A 20,025-nucleotide genomic window follows, 5' to 3' on the forward strand; every position below is an offset into this window, starting at 1 on the left:
TCAAAAAATGAGACTTTTTTTCTCGATTATTGCGAATAATTACGTTACAACGAATCTTGAGGAAAGCAACCGTTTTATTTGGAACTGAAAATGAGGACCGATGATAGAATAGCCACTAATCTCAGAACGCTTATGATTTTGGAGGTGCTCGGCAAAAATAATAAGGCCATGACGGCAACTGAAATTAATGCCTCACTGGGGTTGCCGAAGCAAACTGTGCATCGGCTATGTGCTACTCTTGAAAAAGAAAACTTTTTGGCACGCCAGGGTAACTCAAAGAAATATTTACCCGCACGGCGATTGAGAGACCTCGGCGCTGGATTACTATATTCATCCAGAGATCATATAATACGTCGGCAAATATTAAAAACAGTAGCTGAACAAGTTAAAGAGACAGTAAACTTCGCTGTCCCAGAAGATAATGGGATGAGCTATGTAGATCGTGTTGAAACAGATTGGGCATTCAGAATTCAATTACCAATCGGCACAAACGTTCCATTTCATTGCACAGCAAGCGGAAAATGTTTTCTATCAAGTTTAAACAAACGAGAAAGAAATGGCATTTTATCTTCGCTAAAACTTGAGGCACTTACAGAAAAAACTCATGTGACTATCGAAGCTCTAATGCAGGAACTAAATCAAATAAAAAAACAAGGATATGCGTTAGACAGAGAGGAATTTATGGAAGGCATGATCGCCATCGCTGTTCCAATAAAAGATAAAGAAGATCGTTTCATAGGGGCATTGGCATTTCATGGCCCAACCCAGCGCATCTCAATCGAAAATGCAATTGCAAGAAAAGAAATACTACTAACTGCCTCTCAGAAATTGCGGGAACATTTGTTTTAAACTTCTACTTTGGTTGCCGCCTCATCAAACTCACTTACTGCTTTGACAGTTAACTCCGCAGTTAGTAGTTCGTCTGCAATGGCGGGGGATATCGTAAAATATAGATGCCCTTGTGCTGCAAGTGTAATCATTTGTTCAACAGAACGAATGGAAGCTACAAGAATTTTACACCGGTTGGTAGAATGCCTTTCCAAATCTTTCATTAGAGACATATGATCATAAGCGTCCAACCCGGCTTCTTCCATCCGACCAAAGTATGGTGCTATATAATCAGCCTCTATGGCATCTGCCGTAATGTATTGTTTAGAATGATAGCATGCTGTCATCAAGATAGAGAGCCCAAGCCTTTTCATTTCTGGCACTAATTTTACACCTTCTTTAGTCAAAGGAACTTTAACTACAAACTTAAAATTAAAATTTTGCGCTTCTTCTTTTCGCTGCGCTGCAAAACTAATTGCCGTTTCATCGCAACTTGGCAGCTGAATATGGAACTCTTTTACGTTGAGTTTTTCAGCCAAGGCCATTTTTGAGGACCAATTTATACTCGGGTAAAATAAACCAGCTCGTTCTGCCAAAATAGGATTTGTTGTAATACCATAGAAAAGACCAGAAGGAATCCATTCCTGCCACGATTCAACATCAAAAGAGTCCAAGTATAATTTCACGTAAAAACTTCCAAAAAATATCTAAATCTATGAACTTTACCGAATAACGATAATTAATTTAGTCATGTTTCTCAAGCACCTGAGAAAACCAATCTTTAATGTCGATCTTGAACCTTCCCTATGCAATTTTATATCGGTGGTAGGGAAATAGGCGTAAAAGTTTATTGCGACTTGTCAAACGCCTTTTAATTACAATTTTTATTATCATGTTTCTAATTTAAAGATGAAAATAAACTGGCATTCTGTTTACTCACAAATACTTCAAACTCTTCTGTTGCCTGTTCTCTTGTTTCAGGGGTGGAAGTTGAGGAAAAATATAATTGAACTGCCAGAAGCAACTGGAGACCAGCGGGGGACTATTGGAAAAGGAAATAATCTCAGACTTATTTTTTTGGGGGATTCCTCGGCATGTGGTGTTGGTGTTTCTCATCTAGACCAGGCACTATCTGGTAAACTCATTAATATTTTAAGTCAAAAATATTCATGTGTTTGGGAAGTTTTTGGCAGAAGTAAATTAATGACTTCAGAGCTTACTCTGTTAATTTCGAAGGAAGAAAAAAGAAAGTTCGACATAGCAATAGTGTGTATTGGCATGAACGATATTACAGATGGGAAAAGTGTTGAAACCTGGATGCGTGATATTTTAAAATTACGCGAAATAATAATAAAAAAATATGATACTTCAGAGATAATATTCTCTGGAATTCCACCTGTTCGTAAATTAACCCAAGTACCCCACCCACTATTACACATACTAAGTCTTAGAGCATATATTTTTGGGAACGCTCTACTAGAATTTTGTGAAAACAATGAAGAATGCTGCTTTATTGATATTGATTTGCCAGTATCAAACCAAACAATGGCAATCGATGGCTTTCACCCTAACGAACTTTTCTATAGTGCTTGGGCAAAACGCATTAGTAAGACTATACTAAAATAAACTTAAATCATGTGCAGATTAGTGAATTAAGACTAACTAGATATTTCATATTAGTAGATCCATTATCAGCAAGCCACAGCTGATGTAGTCTTTCAAAGTTACATTACTGCTCTATTTTGCATTTATGCGAGGGAAGCAATGGTTCTTAACTTAAACTCTATACGAAAATCATACCGCACTAACGAAGGCAAAGTGTCAGTTCTAAATGATGTAAGCTTAACTCTTTTCGCAGGCGAAACACTCGCTCTGAGAGGTGAGTCGGGTAGTGGGAAAAGTACCCTTTTGCACATTGCCGGCGCATTAGAGTTGCCCGACGAAGGCAGCGTAGAAATAGGCGGCAAAGAGTTATCCAAAATGGATGATACGGGAAGAGCGGCCGTCAGGCGCAAAGACATCGCAATAGTATTCCAACACTTTAATCTTATTCCATCTTTGAATGTTGCCGCAAACATCAATTTCCAAGCAAGTTTGTCAGGGCCCGTAGACAAAATTAAATTAGAAAAAATTGTGTCTTCTCTTAGGTTAACCGACCAAATGGAGAAATATCCGGAAGCATTGTCTGGCGGACAACAACAAAGAGTTGCGATTGCTCGAGCGTTAGTAACAGAGCCCAAACTTTTATTGGCCGACGAACCAACTGGAAACTTAGACGAACAAAGCGCAGAATCTGTGCTTGAGCAAATGCTAACTTTGGTAGCAGAAACTAACACTGCCTTGATGGTTGTAACTCACTCTCGAAATGTTGCAGCTAGAATGGATAAACAGCTCCGATTAATAGGAGGACGGCTGAAGTGATAGTTTCATGCCTTTTTACGCTTCTATCACATTGGTATAGGAACCCGTTGCAAATATTTGCTTATCTTTCAGGTGTTGCGCTTGCTACTGCACTGTGGTCAGGAGTGCAGGCAATTAATCATGAAGCGAAGGTCAGCTATAGAGCTGCTGCGCAGACTTTGGGCGAAGGTCAGTACAACTTAATTCGGCCCAAGCAAGATAAGACCATTTCAGTTGTAGATTATGTTAACCTCAGAAAATCAGGGTGGTTAGTATCTCCAGTAGTTGATGGATATTTTGATAACGTGCGGTTATTGGGCATGGATCCATTAACGTTACCCTCATCTTTTTTGTTTGCTAATGCTAATCTTACTAGTTCCATTAGTGGAAATGATTTTTTCGAATTACTAATGGCCAATGAAAATACTTCAAAAAACTTCGGACCAAATATTAAAGTAATAGTTGATAAAAATGTTGCACCGGGTATGGCGGTGGGCGATATAAGTTTAGTTCAAAGATTACTTAACAAAAATAGCATTAGTTACCTGATTGTTAACCCTACACAACCTTTAGAACAAACAGAATTAGAAGAAATCGCGCCTCATTTAGCAATAATTAATACTGAGCAAATGACCAATATCTCGCAACTCACTGATAGTTTTCATTTAAACTTGTCAGCATTTGGTTTGCTTAGCTTTGCTGTAGGTTTGTTTATTGTGCATAGTACGATTGGTCTCGCTTTTGAGCAGCGACGGGCCATGATGCGTTCAATGAGATCCATGGGAGTGTCAATACGAACACTGATCATCTCCGTTACAACTGAAATGATGATTTTAGCAATGATTGGTGCAGTTTTCGGGATAGTTTTAGGTTACTTAATCGCTGGTCTTTTGCTACCAGATGTTGCGGCAACCTTACGCGGCCTATACGGCGCAAATATTTCTGGAACACTACAATTAAGACCAGATTGGTGGCTGTCAGGTTTGGTAATTGCACTGCTCGGAACTGGTGTAGCAATGTCATCCCAAATTTGGCAGATAACTAAACTGCCCATTTTAGCCAGTGCAAAACCTAGGGCTTGGATGGTTGTTACCACTTCATATTTTACTTTGCAGATGAAGGCCTCTGTCGTGTTACTCACTCTGGGCTCAATTTTTGCAATACTAATTGATGGACTAGTAGCCGGCTTTGCATTATTGGGTGCTCTACTTATTGCCGCTGCAATAGCACTACCGGCATTTTTAGCATGGTGTCTGAGAAAACTTCAAAAATCTGCTAATACTCCATTGTGGGACTGGTTCTGGGCTGACACACGACAGCAGTTACCCGGTTTAAGTCTTGCATTGATGGCCTTGTTACTTGCTGTATCAGCTAACATCGGAGTTTCAACGATGGTTTCAAGTTTCAGATTAACGTTTATCAGTTTTTTAGATCAACGTCTTGCACCAGAACTTTTTTTACAGGTAGCTAGTAAAGATCAAAGCTCCGAATTAAACACCTTTCTTTCTGAGCGTGGTATTGAAGTTTTGCCATTAATGTCCGTTGAAACGGTAATATCTAAGCAACCAGCTGAACTCTTTGGCATCAAAATTGGAGATACTTATAGAGAGAATTGGCGTTTTCTCGATGCCGTTGAAAATCCATGGGATAGAGTGCAGTTGGGTAAAGCTATCATAGTTAATGAGCAATTTGCGCGCCGAGCAGATCTTTGGGTGAGTGATCGGGTGAATATCAGCCCTGATTTTACGCTACCAATTGCTGCTATTGTTGGAGACTATGGGAACCCTAAAGGCCAAGTAATAGTTAATGAAGAATTATTCAGTAATTTATTTCCCCAACTATACCCGGCTCGCTTTGGAATTAGGACAGATAACCCGGCTGAGCTGCAGTCTCAAATAATAAATCAAATCGGTATCGATAAAAATTCGATTATAGACCAAAAATCTCTAAAAGCATTTTCAATGGAAGTTTTTGAGAGAACATTTCTTGTTACCTCTGCCTTAAACGTTCTAACACTTGGAGTAGCCAGCTTCGCCATTTTAATGAGCTTACTCACCTTGGCTGACAGACGGATCCCACAACTTTCCCCAGTTTGGGCATTGGGACTTACACGGTCACAATTAGGAAAACTAGAGCTTGTCCGTGCAGTTTTACTTGCTTTATTCGTGGTTATTTTCTCTATACCAACAGGTTTGGTGCTGGCTTGGGTGCTGTTGAATGTGATCAACGTAAAAGCCTTCGGCTGGCAATTACCAATGTTTCTATTCCCATTTGAATACCTTAAGCTTGGCTTATACGCGGTATGTGCTGCGTTTCTGGCGGCGACATGGCCCAGCCTAAGACTAATCAAAACGCCTCCAAGCGATTTATTGAAGGTATTTGCCAGTGAACGTTAAGCTTCTAATTTTATTAGTTTTTTTACCCTGTAATTTAATAGCCCAAAGTTTTTCAGGTCTAGGAAGTACAGCTGAAGGCTTTACTAACCCTATACCGAATAAAAGTTTTAACTTTCCTTTGGACCATGGATCACACAACGAATATAGAGTGGAGTGGTGGTACCTCACGGCAAATTTAATAGGTGAGGACGGAACACCTTATGGTATCCAATGGACTCTTTTTCGCACAGCGCGCTCACCAACTGAAGGAAATAGTTGGCTTTCTAATCAGATATGGTTCGCCCATGCAGCGGTAACCACGCCCAATGAACATTTCACCACAGAACGGTTTGCCCGAGGGGGAATTGGCCAAGCTGGCGTCAACGCTAAACCCTTTGAGGCTTGGATTGATGAATGGTCATTGAGTGGAGAGAATTTTGACGAATTAAGCGTAACAGCCACGGGGTCAAATTTTTCCTACCGCATGTCTTTAGAAGCAAACGGACCACTAGTTTTTCATGGTGATAAAGGCTACTCCATAAAGTCGTCTGCAGGACAAGCAAGTTATTACTACTCTCAGCCTTTTTTTAAGATAAAAGGGACTCTCATACTTCCAGAAGGATCTATTAATGTATCGGGGAGTGCATGGCTGGACCGTGAGTGGTCATCTCAACCTCTATCTGAAAATCAATCAGGATGGGATTGGTTTTCACTTTCGCTTGACGACGGAGTTAAATTAATGGGCTTTCAACTTCGTCAGACTGATGGTTCCACTTTCAGTTCCTCATCTTGGATTGAGCCAGACGGTTCATTAACCTCATACGGAAATACAGAATTTATCGCGAAGCCACTTAATTTACATACTATTGGAGAAAAGAAACTGCCAACGCATTGGCGCTTGTTACTCGAAGATAAAAATGTTGATGTAACAGTCAAGGCAATCAACCCAAATGCTTGGATGAACCTTTCGATCCCCTACTGGGAAGGCCCCGTGGATATTTCCGGAAGTCATTCAGGAAGAGGATATTTGGAAATGACTGGCTATTAAAAGACACCCGCTTTCAAACGACATTGAAGTCGCAATTGGAAAAGATACCAAGAAGTCGGAATTATATCTTCTGACCCAATTATACCGAAGGGTCTTTGAAAATGACGCTAGAACTAGATAAGATAGTATCTAAATACCGTGACAAAGGGTTTGTTTCAGGGCTGCCTGTATTCTCAAGAACTGAAACGGACGAAATACTAAATTACATAGAAGGACTTGAAGAAAAGCACAAAGAGGGTGCTGGTGGGCATTCCCTTAATCAATTTTTTCGTGTAAATGGGCACGTAGTTATTCCAAAGCTTGCCGAAATAGCACGCAACACAACTATCTTGGACATTATTGAAGCTTTACTTGGACCTAATCTATTAGCTTGGTCAGTTGAATTATTCATTAAAGAACCGAACAGCGCAAAAACTGTTTCTTGGCATCAAGACATAACTTATTGGGGTATGGGTGAGACAGATGACGAAATTACCGCTTGGCTTGCCTTGTCTGATGTGAGCATTGAAGCTGGCTGCATGCGCTTTATCCCAGGAAGCCATAAAGAAGGCTTAGTCGAACATCACGATACATTTGATAAAAACAACCTATTATCAAGAGGACAGGAAATTTCAAATGTGAAAGAAGAAGATGCTGAGTTCGGACCACTACTGCCTGGAGAAATATCTTTACACCATGGAAGATGCTTTCACGCCTCGGGTAAAAACAGATCTAAAAATAGGCGTATTGGGATAGCAATTCGATACGTGACACCAGAGGTCAGAGATCATGCCCCTGGACGTGATTGGGCCATGCCTGTACGGGGCGAAATACCTAGGGGTGGATGGGATTGCATTGCAGGACCTCGTGGTCTTTTTCATCCAAATGATTTAATGCTTTACGATCGCATTCTGTCTGGACAATCAAAGACACTTGCAGAAGGTGCTAGTAACCAAGTCAAACTTTATGGATCGTGAACTGAAAAAGATGGATAAAAAAGTAAATTTTACTGCAATGAAGAACGGAACCCGCGAAGATTATCAACTTTTAGCGGAATTAGAAAAGCCATTCTTATCTCTTACCGCAGATAGAGTTCTAAACGAACTGCGTGAAGCAGGAAATGCCACTCTTGAGGGGTATAAGATTACACGTCTCGAGCATGGCTTACAATCAGGCACTCGTGCAATGCGTGACGGAGCGGATATAGACTGGATTGTCGGAGCTCTTCTTCATGATATCGGTGACGGACTAGCACCTCAGAACCACGACCGTATGTCAGCAGAAGTTATTAGACCATTCGTTAGATGGGATGTTGCGTGGACAGTTGAGCATCATGGCGTTTTTCAAATGATATATTATGCCCATCATTACAATTGGGATCGCAATGCGAGAGACAAATTTCGAGATCATCCTCTTTTTAAGACGTGTGAGGAATTTTGTGAACGCTGGGATCAATCAAGTTTTGACCCCGACTACCCAACGGAACCATTAGAAACCTTTGAACCAATGGTAAGACAGGTCTTCAATAGAAAGGCATATGACCCGGCAGTACTTCGTGAGGGATTTATATCATCTCTTACCAGAAAAGAAGAGAAAATGCGCTCCATATAGATCAGTAAAAAAATGGGTGAACTAGGCTCCATATCATTTACGACATGCAATTCTCCTGTTAGATTTTTTCAAATTGTGCCAGTGTACTTTGACTTAGTTCTTTGCATTTAGGATAGGTTATTCAACTATAGTGGCAAAATTCAAGGTATGGGGGAAATATGCAAATATCAGAACATGATCTTGCTGATGCAAGGCAATCTTGGGGTGATGGCCTGATTAAAATTTCACAAATATTCGAGAGTAGTGGTATAGATGAGGCCAAGTCCTTCGCAAGTAGTCTTACAGACAACCTTTATGGCTTTGATTTTGGTCCAATTTTATTCAAACCAACATTAAGCGGTGGCCCTAAAACATTTCGACAAGATAAAGAAGGCACCTTATCATATTTTGTTGGACAAAACCCAAAGTACCCAAAAGATACTGGGTTTGGCCTTAAGTATTGGAGAAATGTTCGCTTTGATACTTCAAGCACATTTATTGAAGATACTATCGCTATGTGGATGGGGTGGGTATCTTTTGAAGACAAGGATGGAAATGTTACCAAAGTTGATAAAAGCTGGGGTTATAAAAAAGATTCCAAAGGTAATCTTAAGATCATCCTACACCATTCCTCCCTTCCTTATAAAGACTAGCGCACTTTACAAAAATGTGCCCTTTATTCTACGAAACTCGGAAATAACAATAGAAAATGCCAATTAAATATTCTCGTAAAGATTTCCCAAAAGGATTTACGTTTGGAGCAGCAACCGCTGCTTATCAAATAGAGGGTTCAGAAAATGGAAACTGCGGAACCTCTCATTGGGATACCTTCTCTATGACACCTGGTAATGTACATAATGGAGAAAACGGCTCCATCGCATGTGATCATTTCCATCGTTTTGAAGAGGATTTAGATTTAGTGAAATCTGGCGGGTTCGACTCCTACAGATTTTCCACATCTTGGGCTAGGGTCATGCCTGATGGCAAAACAATAAGCAAAGACGGTTTGGACTACTATGATCGTTTAGCGGATGCTATTTGCGAACGAAATTTACTGCCAAACCTTACGCTTTATCACTGGGATTTACCATCTGCATTAGCTGATATCGGAGGCTGGGCAAATCGTGAAACAGCAAAACGATTTGTTGATCATACCAATGCTGTTATTAAATGTATTGGAGACCGCATGGACGCGGTTGCAACTATAAATGAGCCTTGGTGTGTAGCCTGGCTAAGTTACTTTCTTGGACATCATGCACCTGGTTTAAGAGATATAAGAGCTGCAGCTAGAGCTATGCATAATGTCTTGTTTGCACATGGACTTTCAATTGATGCAATGCGTTCATTGGGGACTTCGAATATCGGTATTGTTCTAAATCTTACAGAAGTGCAGCAAGCGAGCAATAGTCAATCGGATGTATCTGCGAAAGATCGCCTAGATGGAATCCACAATAGATGGTTTTTGGATGCAATATTCAAAGCGGCATATCCCGATGATATTCTTAAAGATCTTATTCAATTTATGCCCGAAAATTTTGAAGATGATATGACATTAATCTCTTCATCAATCGATTGGATAGGTATAAATTATTATACTAGAACAATAGTAGCCGAAGATTCAAACGAGTCTTGGCCATCTATAAAGGAGGTTAAAGGTCCATTGGAACGGACTCAAATGGGTTGGGAAATCTATCCAGATGGTCTAAAAAATTCATTAGTCCGGGTCAGTAGGGATTATAGCGGTAAACTGCCAATGCTGGTTACTGAAAATGGTATGGCGTGGAAAGACGCAGTGTTAAATGAAAAAGTCTATGACCCAATTCGCGCAGACTATATTTCGTCTCATCTTGCCGCTGCTAAAGCAGCAATTGATGAAGGAGTAAATTTAAAAGGTTTTTTTTACTGGTCTCTACTGGATAATTTTGAATGGGCTTTTGGATACGAAAAGCGCTTCGGGCTAGTTCATGTCGACTTTGAAACACAAAAACGAACACCCAAAGCATCTTTTCATGACTTGGCGCTAGCGTTAACTTCCTGATTTTAATATAAATGTGCCAATCTAAACTCCTTGTAGAGACGCGATAGTAGGTAATTTTATACAATCATAAATACCTGACCAAAGAATTGGACTTATTTTGGAAAATTATGAAATTACAAGCTTAGATAATGGAGTCACTCGAATTCGTGAGAAATTTATCTCAGCTGATTGGCGCTGCAATATTTGGCATATCCAAGGTCGTGAACGAGACCTAATAATTGATACAGGTTTCGGGCTCACCTCGCTAGCAGCGGCTGTTACAGAAATATCTGATCGGCCAATCATTGCAGTTTGCACCCATAGCCATCATGACCATGCAGGAGGACTGTGTCAGTTTGAAAATAGATGTGGCCACCACTCAGAGGCAAAAATCTTTGCGGAGCCTTCCAGAAAAATTATTGTTGCTGACCTTCTTGATGCATCGGTAATTCGCAAATCACCCTATAAAGGATTTGATATTAGCACTTGGTGTTATCAACCTGCACCATTAACTGGGCTGATCGATGATGGTGATATTATTGATCTTGGTGACCGCCATTTTCACATCTTTCATGTGCCCGGGCATTCACCCGGATCAGTTGCGATCTTTGAACCAAAAACTGGGATAATCTTAACGGGAGACGCAATCTACGATGGGGTGCTTTATGACCATCTTTATCATTCAGTTCCAAATCAACTAGTAGAGAGCCTAAACAAGATACTTTCAATGGATTTCAATGTCGTCCATGCAGGACATTTTCAAAGTTTTGATAAAGACAGAGCCAAGATTATTGTCCAAGAATACATGGATGGTAAGAGAAGCATGCTTTGCCCCACTCCTTAAATAATGAGCAGTCAGACATCCTCTAAATTTAAGTGATAAGAATATCATACCATAGCGCAAGATATAACTTGATACTATTCAATGGTAAGTTTTTAGTCCAGTGTAAAATTTTTCATTAGACTTACTTTGCAATCTAGTAAATATTGCAGCTAGGGAGACATAGAAATGGTAAATTTGCAGGAAGAAAAGGATCTAGAGAATAACGTTTCAATTAGTGCCAGAAGATATGAAGAATCTCCATTTATACAGCGTCATGATACAAAAAATATGGTCCGAGGGGTATACGCAGGAAGATTCTTTGCAGTTTACAATGGTGAAGATTATCTAGCCAAATACTGGACCCTGCGCCGCAAAGCGTTGATCTTCGATGTACCCGAAAAGCCAATTGAAATATCTGGCCCAGATGCCATCCCATTTCTAAATAAAGTTCTGACTCGCAAAATTTCTACGGTTAAAGAGGGTCGCGGCTATTACGCACTGGCCTGCACGCCACAAGGTGGTATTTTCATGGATGGCGTATTGTTTAAACTAGGTGATGACCGCTTCTGGTATGTTCAGGCAGATGGACCATTTGAAACATGGCTGATAGCACACAGCGATGGCTTTGATGTAACAATTTCCGATCCTCATTCAAGAGTGCTTCAAATTCAAGGTCCCAAATCGATTGATATTATGAACAGAGCATCTGCAGGACAAATTGACGAAAATATGAAATATTTTCAGTCTGGGTATTTTGAACTGGGAGGGCAAAAGCTATACGTTTCACGTTCTGGATTTACAAATGAACTTGGCTTTGAGATTTACTGTGACGGTAAAAATACAGATCATCTCCAGCTTTGGGACCATCTGATAAAGGCAGGTACCCCATTCGGGATGGAATTTTCGTCGACCCGGGCCATGACGATACGTCGAATCGAAGGTGGCATTCTCGGCAACACTACTGACATGGATACAACCATGACACCTTTTGAAGCAGGTCTGGGTAATTTTGTAGATATGGAAAAGGATAGTTTTATCGGTCGATCTGCTTTGTTAGATGCCGATAAACGGACTACTTTATTGGGACTAACCTGCGGCACAGCAACTCCATCATCAGGAAGTATGATCCTCGATGGGGAAACCCACGTCGGCAATATCACTGCAGGAGTGCCATCTCCAACTCTTGGACTGGGAATTGGTTACGCTCGATTTTTTAATCCTGGTGAATGGACTGGCAGAACGATGATCCTTCAGCTACCTGATGGAAGTCGGCATTCATCTACAATCGTAGAAACTCCATTCTTTGACAGAGATCACCATATTGTCCGCGGTATTGATAGGAATATCCCATAACAATCTCAGTTCACTAAAGACCATGAAGTGTTTTTGTTTCTAAATAATCCTCAAGGCCCATCAAACCTCCTTCACGACCATTGCCTGATTGCTTGTAGCCGCCAAAGGGAGTGCCGTATTCAATGCCACCACCATTAATATGCACGGCACCCGCTTTAAGCTTGGCAGAAACCCGTTCTTTACGATCTGGATCACCAGTCTGCAAATATGCAGCAAGCCCGTAGGGTGTATCATTGGCGATGGCAACAGCCTCACTTTCATTTTCAAAGGGGATTATCACTAGAACAGGACCAAATATTTCTTCTTGAGCGATTCTCATATCATTCGAAACATCTGAAAAGATTGTTGGTTTAACAAACCAGCCTTTATCCATCCCCTCTGGTTTTCCTAAACCTCCTGCTAACAATGTTGCTCCCTCATCGATCCCAACCTTGATCATCCTCTGAACTCGCTCAAATTGAAGCTTGTCAAATAAAGGACCAATATGGTCCCCTTCCTCAGCTGGATTGCCAACATTTGTCTGTTCAGCTGCTCGCTTTGCAATACTAAGGACATCATCATAACAAGCACGTTCAACCAACAACCTTGTGGGGGCATCGCAGGATTGACCTGTATTGAACATGCACTCATCTACAGAAGCGATAACTCGTTCTTCAAGATCACAATCAGCAAAAACAAGGTTTGGCGATTTACCGCCAAGTTCAAGTGTGACACGCTTGACGGTTTCTGCTGCGTCACAAGTGACAGCAGTACCCGCTCGGGTTGAACCAGTAAATGACATCATCTGAATGTCCGGGTGCTGAGACATTGCCGTCCCCACTACTGGACCCTCTCCATGAACGAGATTAAAAACCCCTTTTGGGTAACCTGCCTCGTTTAAGATTTCTGCATAAATCATGGCGGAGATCGGGGTATATTCACTCGGCTTTAAAATACAAGTACACCCAGTTGCCAATGCAGGTAGAACTTTCAGGGTAATTTGGTTTATCGGCCAATTCCATGGCGTAATTAGCCCACAAACGCCAATCGGCTCACGAACTATAATATCACCATTTTTTAATTTGATACGTTCTTCATAATCTTCAAGAGCATCGATAAACCCCTTGAGGTGCCCAGTCGCAGCATCAGCTTGAGCACTCCTTGCCATAGTTATCGGGGCACCCATTTCCATGCTCATAGCCTGGGCTAAGTCTTCCAAACGGCGATCTGTGATAAACAGTAAAGTTTTTAAGAGATCTAGTCGATCTTTCTTACTGAATTGAGAAAATTTTTCAAAAGCTGAACTTGCAGCTGCTACGGCTTGATCAACATCTTCGGCATTACCAAGCGCAACATCACCAATTTTTTCCTCACTTGCTGGGTTAACCACCTGCATTGTTCGGGTTGATATTGGATCAACCCATTGACCGTCTATATAAAATTTCCTCAAGTTTTCCATTATGGGTTGCTTCCATCTAATCAATTTGAAGGTCTAGATCTTTTTGTCTCTTATAACTCCATGCCTGAGTCATCCTGTCTGCTGTCATGGCAATAATTGCAAGCCCAATTCCAGCAATCAGGCCTAATCCAAAATTTCCGTCGCTCAAACCTATATAAACGATTTGCTCAAGCCCATTTGTTCCAACCAGCGCAGCTATAACAAGCATAGCTATTCCGTACATAATAGTTTGATTCAGACCTAGCATCATAACCGGTAAAGCCAACGGTATCTTTACAGTCCATAATAACTGTTGCTTAGAGCAGCCCATCATCTGGGCAGCCTCGATAACACCCTCTGGCAGATTGCGCAAACCATGCTCTGTGTATCGGATAGATGGGACGATTGCATACGCAATAATTGCAAGCAGAGCGGTGAATTCACCAATTTTAAAGATCATTACAAACGGGATGAGAATGACGAATAACGGCATAGTTTGAAGAGTATCATTGATCGGTCGCAAAATAGCCGACACTGTTGAATTATGTGCGGCCCATATCCCAAGCCCAGAACCCAGCACAAAAGAAAGTATAACGGCGATACCACACAAATAGAGGGATAACATGGCTTCAGGCCAAATACCACTGACAACAAGAAAGCCTAGCCCGAGGAAAGTGCCGACGCCAAGAGTTAATCCTCCAAGTTTCCATGCAATATATGTGTAGATGATCAGAATTGCTGGCCACGGCATTTTTGTGAGACCAATAAAAAAGAAAATTGCAAAAAGTAACATCATGAAACCGAGCTGAATATTAAAGCGAACACCGCACCAAATCGACAGCCCAGTCATCGCGATTGCATAACTAGCTGAGTGCCAAATCTGTAATTCAAAGCCCCATGTAAATGGACTTACCGAGCCCTGAAGACCAATTTTTGCTGGAAGCATAACAAAGAAGAACGCCACAGTCTTTATAGTCTCTATAGCCGCCCGGTAATTGATGATTATATATTCAAGACCTTCGTTCATGCTGCGCGCTGGATTGAGCTCAAGCTCTCGAGGCCAAACATCAAGAGCAGGTATAAACCTTGAGAGGAAGAAAAATATCAGAGTTCCTCCAATGATTATGAGCCCATACCACAACATAGGTGAGCTATATTTTGGTTGGTAATCACTGGAATTTTTGGCGAACCCATAGGTTGCACGATCGATGAGTATGGCCATGAGTGCAATAACCAATCCTGCAAGCAGACTTTCACCAAATTGAGCTTTACGGATTTGTGATAGAACTTCCCATCCTATATCTGCCGTACCACCTATAATTGAGGCAATTATTACCATACTAAGCGATGCCATTGTCGTCTGATTAACACCCAAAAGAAGCTGCCTTTTTGTACTTGGAATACGAACCTGCCAAAACAACTGGCGATGTGTAGCACCCGACATAAGGCCTGACTCAATGACCTCTGCAGGAACTCGACCAAGCCCAACAATCACATTTCTCGCCATCGGTGGGAAGGAATATAGGATACTAGCAATGAGTCCTACGACTGTACCAAAGCCAAACAGCATTAAAATTAGCAGAAGATAAGCAAATGCTGGAACCGTTTGTAGTATATCCAGCATTGGCATTATTATTCTTTTGGCAGCTTGCGACTGAAACGCCCAAACACCAAAACCAAAACCGATTAGCACAGCAAGAGGAACCGAAATGGCAACTAGTGAAAGTGTATTCATGCTTTCAGACCAATAGCCTATAATTACCATATAAAGGCATGATATAAGTGCAAATAAAGAGAGCCGCCAACCGGCTGCAATAAAGGCAAACATACAGATTAGGAAACTAATAACAGCCCAGGGTAGAGATTGTAGTACTATGCGAACACCATCAATAGGCCATTCAAGTAACCAGGATACACCTCTAAAAAACCAGCCGAAATAAGTAATCAAAAAACCCATCCCAGAATTTAGCCAACGATCAAATGGAATGACCAAATCCTTCGGATAATTTGCCAGCCATTTTAAGTGATCCTGCAAAACGATCAACGCTAAGGTAATAAAAATGATAACTAGCCAAGGGAAAAACCCAGGATCTAGTTTAAACTTACTCATTTTGTTCCTTTGACATTTGCTGGTGGCACATTGCTGCTGTTCGCAAGTGCTTCAAGAACACCGCTTGCCGTTGCAATGCCAATTATCGAGCCGTCTTCAGCTTCAACTGCAACTCCTTTATCATTCTTGGCAAGATATCCAAGCAAACTATCGATCTGTGTAGCTGCAGGTACTCGCCCCAGTCCTTTCGTAGATGCAGAAGTTTTATGGCAAACGTCTGATGCACACAGCACAGACTCCCAAGGCACATCGGTTGTAAACTCTCTGACATAATCATCGACAGGATTAAGGATCAAATCAACAGGACGGCCAATTTGAACGATCATGCCGTCACGCATTATGGCCATTCGATCAGCTAATCGTAGGGCCTCCTGAAAATCATGGGTAATAAAGACAATTGATTTTTGAAGTTTTGATTGGATACGAAGAAACTCATCCTGCATCCGTTTCCGGATTAATGGATCAAGAGCAGAAAAAGGTTCATCAAGTAACCAAATATCCGGCTCCACAGCAAGTGACCTCGCAATACCAACGCGTTGCTGTTGGCCTCCTGATAATTCATTTGGAAAATTATTTTCGCGGCCCTGCAAACCAACTAGCTCAATAACTCTTTCAGCTTGAGCATACCGATCTGCCTTTTCAATACCCTGAAGCTTCAATGGAAATGCTATATTATCAATCACGTTAAGATGCGGCATAAGACCAAAGCTCTGAAATACCATACCCATTTTGTGACGACGAATTTCAATGAGCTCTTCTGCTGATTTTTCAAGTAAATTTTCGCCATCAAGAATGATATCACCAGCTGTTGGTTCAACCAACCTAGATAGGCAACGGACAATTGTTGATTTACCGGAGCCAGAAAGGCCCATTATAACGAAAATTTCTCCAGCATAAACGTCAAAGCTAACATCAGCATTGGCAACAATGTGTTCACTTTTTAGGATTTTTTTTACATGTGCCTGCGGATCATCAACGTTGCCGTTTCTGTCCATAAAAAATGAATCAGAAGTATCACCGTAAATTTTCCATACATTGCGGCATGAGAGCTTTACAGTTTGACCAGCATCATAATTCTCCACGCGGCGTCCTCCCAATAAAACTTGAACCACTAATAGAGGTGCTCATCTGATTACACACACATCAAATCCATAATGCAAATTAAATTACATTAAAAATTTAATAAGAAGCAAAGAACGGCAGAAGTTTCTGCCGTTCCAACAATTTCTAACATGCAATCAAATTACATCGCAGCTTCGATCCAGGACCTCCACAGTGCCTCGTTCGTTTTAAGCCATTCTTTTGCTACATCCTCAACATCTCGTCCGTTGTTATCGACTTCAAAAATGGCCCAGTTCTCATCCTCATTAGTGAGTTTGAAATTTGAAACCATTTTGAATGCAGCCGGCCATTTTGCCTCAAAACCGCCCCAGACTACCTTGTGAACGGCAGCCTGCTGGAAGCCACACGCGGTTTCTTTTTGTTGAGTCTCTTCAATACATTCACCGTCTACTGGATTCCATTCGACAAAGTTGAGATCTAGATCGGCAAAAATCCAGTGTGGTTGCCAAATCATCATCAGTATTGGATCCTGGGCGGCATAGGCTGACTTCAATTCAGCCATCATGGCGCCTTCACTACCACCTGGAATAGGTTCAAGCGGCATCTCAAGGCTCGCAACTAGATCACGGGAACGAGTACCCCAATCCGCTGGATAAGTAATAACTCTACCATTGGGAAAAGTTGCAGCAGTAGCAAACGCCTGCTGACATTCATAAAGCGCCATGTAATTTGGCAGACCTGGACATTTCTCCTCCATATATGGGGGATAGACCCAACCCTCCTTAGGATCGAGACCTAGATCGCCAACTACTACAATCTCACCTTTATCTACAAAATTAGGATAAAGGTCGCCAACATTGTTGGTCCAAACTTCAGTTTGAAGATGAAGATTACCCTGAGCAATTCCTGGATGCTGTGGTAATGCCCCAGCACTTACATATTCAATATTATAGCCCATTTCCTTAAGCAGTTCACCAACTACTTCTGTAGAAAATAGCTGACCTGTCCAGTCATTTTTAATCACTTTGATTGGATCAGAGGACTCTGGCACGTTTCCTGCCACAGCTATCCCATTAGCAAAAGCAACTATTGAAGCGGCAAGTGCCGCAGTCTTAAACTTTTTAAACATTATTCCTCCCTTTCGACACATTACAAAGGTACATCAGCAATGATGCAAAACTTTCCTGTGGTATAGAAACTTTCTCTTAGAAAGTATTATAAGTCAATAGTGTTGAGTTGACCTCTCACTTCAGTACAGTTATCCCTTAAAAAGATCCTAATTTATGTGATATTTTTAAAATGCAGGCGCGATCAATTAGTTCAATCAGAAGATCAGAGCTCTCACAAGCAGCATTTGAAGCGGTCATCAGATATGGTTTACGAGGCACAACACTTGAGAAAGTTGGCGAAATAGCCGGCGTATCAAAAGGCGTTGTTCTTCATCACTTTAAGGACAAAAGCGCATTACTTGAGGCTGTTTTTAGACGCTCAAATTCAGTATTAAGTATGTCTCTATTGCGTCTTTATCGGCACGCTGAAAGTCCGTATGAAAGATTTTGGGCCATTGCTTACGCAAACTTTTCAGAAACAATTTACAACCGGGAAGTCTGCCAAGCCTGGGTATCTCTCTTAGCAGAAGTTCCCCACAATGCCATGTGTCAAAGAGTACAGGCAGCCAACAATGCTCGTATTAAAAGTAATTTATCACATGAACTTAGGCATTTTCTTGAGGGGGACAGAGTGCCGGAAGTCGCCAATCTTCTTGGCACCTTAATTGATGGAATATGGGTGCGTGCGGGATTATTTGCCATCACACCTGATTGCGAAAAGGCACTCAATGAATTTGAGTTTACTACACTCTATCTTGTAGGAGCATCTTTAGACGAACAAAAACATCATAAAGATGCTCGCGAGAAAATCAAAACCATCGCTAAGATCGCCCTAAGTCCAGAGCTATTTCGACCGCAATAAATGTTTGCTTAGTCAGCAGAACTATTCTTAACAGATCGATTTCTAATAATCTCAGACAATGGTTCGAGCACACTTGCCGATATTATCAAGATAATACCAAGGCTTTCTCTAATACCGAACGGTTCATTGGCAAATAGTGCAGCTGTGATAGACCCAAAGATTATTTCAGTCATCATTAGTAAGCCAACAAGGCCTGGACTGACGTACTTTGGGCCCCACAATGATGCAAAAGCCCCCGGGATAACAAAAATAGCCATAAAAGCAAAAAGCCAGGGTAGAATACCAAATATTTTTTCAATTGATGGAAATTGATTAGCATCCAAAAAAGAACATAAAATGAGAGAAGCAATCAAGCTCCAGAAAAAAAAGCCGATTGTCATATCCACCGCTGAATGTCCTTCATGCTTGCGTATACGAATGGTAGCAATCGCCCATATAATTCCAGAAAGAATACCTAACCAATCACCAACGTTTTTAGGGATGGGAAAGTTTTGCCCCAAACCAAAAATGATCAACATCCCCATTATTGCAAGAATTATGGCAAGAATGCGCTGCCATGTAATGGTTTCGTGAAGAATTATGGCTGCCAATAATGTGCTCCAAACGGGTGTCAAATAGAAAAGGAGCATTGCACGAACAACGTCAGTGTAAAGAAATGCAAGCGTGTAAAAGAGCAAAGCAACACCCGAAAGAATGGCAGTAATTTGAAGACTAATGCCTGCAATTTTTATCGATTTAAATCTTAAAACCGTTACTGGCAAAAGAATTATCGTAGGAACAGCGAACCAAATCGCCGAGCTCCATAACCCATGAATACCAGCATCATTGATGGCTCGCACTGGGATCCAGAAAATTCCCCATATAGCCCCTGCGTAGAGGCAAGCAAAGCGAGCCAAGGCTATCGTGGACCATTTTTCCATTAATCATTCATGCCTGTATGCAAACCTTATTTAAACTAACTATTGGTAAGTTAATTGTCAAAGGGTCAGTTTTAGATTAAGCTTATTTTAACTAGTAGAATTTTTAACTACTGTTTTTACGAATTGCGAGAG

The 20,025-nt window shown here is 41.2% G+C and carries 18 protein-coding genes; 12 read left to right on the top strand and 6 right to left on the bottom strand.

Going from position 1 to position 20,025, the window contains the following annotated elements; all coding sequences use genetic code 11:
• The first annotated feature begins 90 nt into the window (after window positions 1-90).
• Complete coding sequence (locus tag ACTF5Q_RS06410; RefSeq protein ID WP_438953811.1) at window positions 91-849, top strand: IclR family transcriptional regulator; 759 nt, start codon at window positions 91-93, stop codon at window positions 847-849.
• Here the strand turns inward: ACTF5Q_RS06410 and ACTF5Q_RS06415 are convergent.
• Complete coding sequence (locus ACTF5Q_RS06415) at window positions 846-1,514, bottom strand: transaldolase family protein (protein ID WP_438953812.1); 669 nt, start codon at window positions 1,512-1,514, stop codon at window positions 846-848. The genes ACTF5Q_RS06410 and ACTF5Q_RS06415 overlap by 4 nt on opposite strands.
• Window positions 1,515-1,818: 304 nt before the next feature.
• Between ACTF5Q_RS06415 and ACTF5Q_RS06420 the strand changes: the two genes are divergently transcribed.
• The 10 genes from ACTF5Q_RS06420 (at window position 1,819) to ACTF5Q_RS06465 (ending at window position 12,413) form a co-directional block, all read left to right on the top strand.
• On the top strand, window positions 1,819-2,454 hold the full coding sequence (locus tag ACTF5Q_RS06420) for an SGNH/GDSL hydrolase family protein (protein ID WP_438953813.1): 636 nt from the start codon (window positions 1,819-1,821) through the stop codon (window positions 2,452-2,454).
• Between the two features lie 138 nt (window positions 2,455-2,592).
• The gene (locus tag ACTF5Q_RS06425; protein ID WP_438953814.1) at window positions 2,593-3,249 is read left to right on the top strand and encodes an ABC transporter ATP-binding protein; all 657 of its coding nucleotides are present in this window, start codon (window positions 2,593-2,595) and stop codon (window positions 3,247-3,249) included.
• A complete protein-coding gene (locus ACTF5Q_RS06430; RefSeq protein WP_438953815.1) occupies window positions 3,246-5,624 on the top strand; it encodes an ABC transporter permease in 2,379 nt (792 codons plus the stop codon). Before ACTF5Q_RS06425 ends, ACTF5Q_RS06430 begins: the two co-directional genes overlap by 4 nt.
• Window positions 5,614-6,651 carry a lipocalin-like domain-containing protein gene (locus ACTF5Q_RS06435; RefSeq protein WP_438953816.1) on the top strand — a complete coding sequence of 346 codons (1,038 nt, stop codon included), beginning with the start codon at window positions 5,614-5,616 and terminating at the stop codon, window positions 6,649-6,651. Before ACTF5Q_RS06430 ends, ACTF5Q_RS06435 begins: the two co-directional genes overlap by 11 nt.
• Before the next feature lie 101 nt (window positions 6,652-6,752).
• Window positions 6,753-7,607, top strand: coding sequence for a phytanoyl-CoA dioxygenase family protein (locus ACTF5Q_RS06440; RefSeq protein WP_438953817.1), 855 nt, complete (start codon window positions 6,753-6,755; stop codon window positions 7,605-7,607).
• Complete coding sequence (locus ACTF5Q_RS06445) at window positions 7,597-8,241, top strand: HD domain-containing protein (RefSeq protein ID WP_438953818.1); 645 nt, start codon at window positions 7,597-7,599, stop codon at window positions 8,239-8,241. The genes ACTF5Q_RS06440 and ACTF5Q_RS06445 overlap by 11 nt, the downstream gene beginning before the upstream one ends.
• A gap of 158 nt (window positions 8,242-8,399) precedes the next feature.
• Complete coding sequence (locus tag ACTF5Q_RS06450; protein WP_438953819.1) at window positions 8,400-8,873, top strand: phosphoribosyl-AMP cyclohydrolase; 474 nt, start codon at window positions 8,400-8,402, stop codon at window positions 8,871-8,873.
• Window positions 8,874-8,929: 56 nt separating this feature from the next.
• Window positions 8,930-10,258 carry a GH1 family beta-glucosidase gene (locus tag ACTF5Q_RS06455; RefSeq protein ID WP_438953820.1) on the top strand — a complete coding sequence of 443 codons (1,329 nt, stop codon included), beginning with the start codon at window positions 8,930-8,932 and terminating at the stop codon, window positions 10,256-10,258.
• A 97-nt stretch (window positions 10,259-10,355) separates the two neighbouring features.
• Window positions 10,356-11,081 (top strand): MBL fold metallo-hydrolase, encoded by a 726-nt coding sequence (locus ACTF5Q_RS06460; RefSeq protein ID WP_438953821.1) that lies wholly within the window; start codon window positions 10,356-10,358, stop codon window positions 11,079-11,081.
• A gap of 165 nt (window positions 11,082-11,246) precedes the next feature.
• Complete coding sequence (locus ACTF5Q_RS06465; protein WP_438953822.1) at window positions 11,247-12,413, top strand: aminomethyltransferase family protein; 1,167 nt, start codon at window positions 11,247-11,249, stop codon at window positions 12,411-12,413.
• A gap of 13 nt (window positions 12,414-12,426) precedes the next feature.
• On the opposite strand, the gene ACTF5Q_RS06470 is transcribed toward ACTF5Q_RS06465, so the two are convergent.
• The 4 genes from ACTF5Q_RS06470 to ACTF5Q_RS06485 all read right to left on the bottom strand — a co-directional run bounded on the left by ACTF5Q_RS06470 (window position 12,427) and on the right by ACTF5Q_RS06485 (window position 18,131).
• Window positions 12,427-13,851, bottom strand: a complete 1,425-nt coding sequence (locus tag ACTF5Q_RS06470) for an aldehyde dehydrogenase family protein (RefSeq protein ID WP_438953823.1) — start codon at window positions 13,849-13,851, stop codon at window positions 12,427-12,429.
• Between the two features lie 16 nt (window positions 13,852-13,867).
• The gene (locus ACTF5Q_RS06475; protein ID WP_438953824.1) at window positions 13,868-15,940 is read right to left on the bottom strand and encodes an ABC transporter permease; all 2,073 of its coding nucleotides are present in this window, start codon (window positions 15,938-15,940) and stop codon (window positions 13,868-13,870) included.
• Window positions 15,937-17,022 carry a quaternary amine ABC transporter ATP-binding protein gene (locus tag ACTF5Q_RS06480; RefSeq protein ID WP_438953825.1) on the bottom strand — a complete coding sequence of 362 codons (1,086 nt, stop codon included), beginning with the start codon at window positions 17,020-17,022 and terminating at the stop codon, window positions 15,937-15,939. Before ACTF5Q_RS06480 ends, ACTF5Q_RS06475 begins: the two co-directional genes overlap by 4 nt.
• A gap of 161 nt (window positions 17,023-17,183) precedes the next feature.
• The gene (locus tag ACTF5Q_RS06485; RefSeq protein WP_438953826.1) at window positions 17,184-18,131 is read right to left on the bottom strand and encodes an ABC transporter substrate-binding protein; all 948 of its coding nucleotides are present in this window, start codon (window positions 18,129-18,131) and stop codon (window positions 17,184-17,186) included.
• A 170-nt stretch (window positions 18,132-18,301) separates the two neighbouring features.
• On the opposite strand from ACTF5Q_RS06485, the gene betI reads away from it, so the two are divergent.
• On the top strand, window positions 18,302-18,973 hold the full coding sequence (gene betI / locus ACTF5Q_RS06490; protein WP_164377392.1) for a transcriptional regulator BetI: 672 nt from the start codon (window positions 18,302-18,304) through the stop codon (window positions 18,971-18,973).
• Window positions 18,974-18,981: 8 nt separating this feature from the next.
• Here betI and ACTF5Q_RS06495 read toward each other — a convergent pair whose 3' ends face one another.
• The gene (locus tag ACTF5Q_RS06495; protein ID WP_438953827.1) at window positions 18,982-19,893 is read right to left on the bottom strand and encodes a DMT family transporter; all 912 of its coding nucleotides are present in this window, start codon (window positions 19,891-19,893) and stop codon (window positions 18,982-18,984) included.
• Window positions 19,894-20,025 lie beyond the last annotated feature (132 nt).

The organism is Candidatus Salinivivens marinus (genome assembly GCF_965655845.1).
Taxonomy (GTDB): domain Bacteria; phylum Pseudomonadota; class Alphaproteobacteria; order Rhodobacterales; family Rhodobacteraceae; genus Salinivivens; species Salinivivens marinus.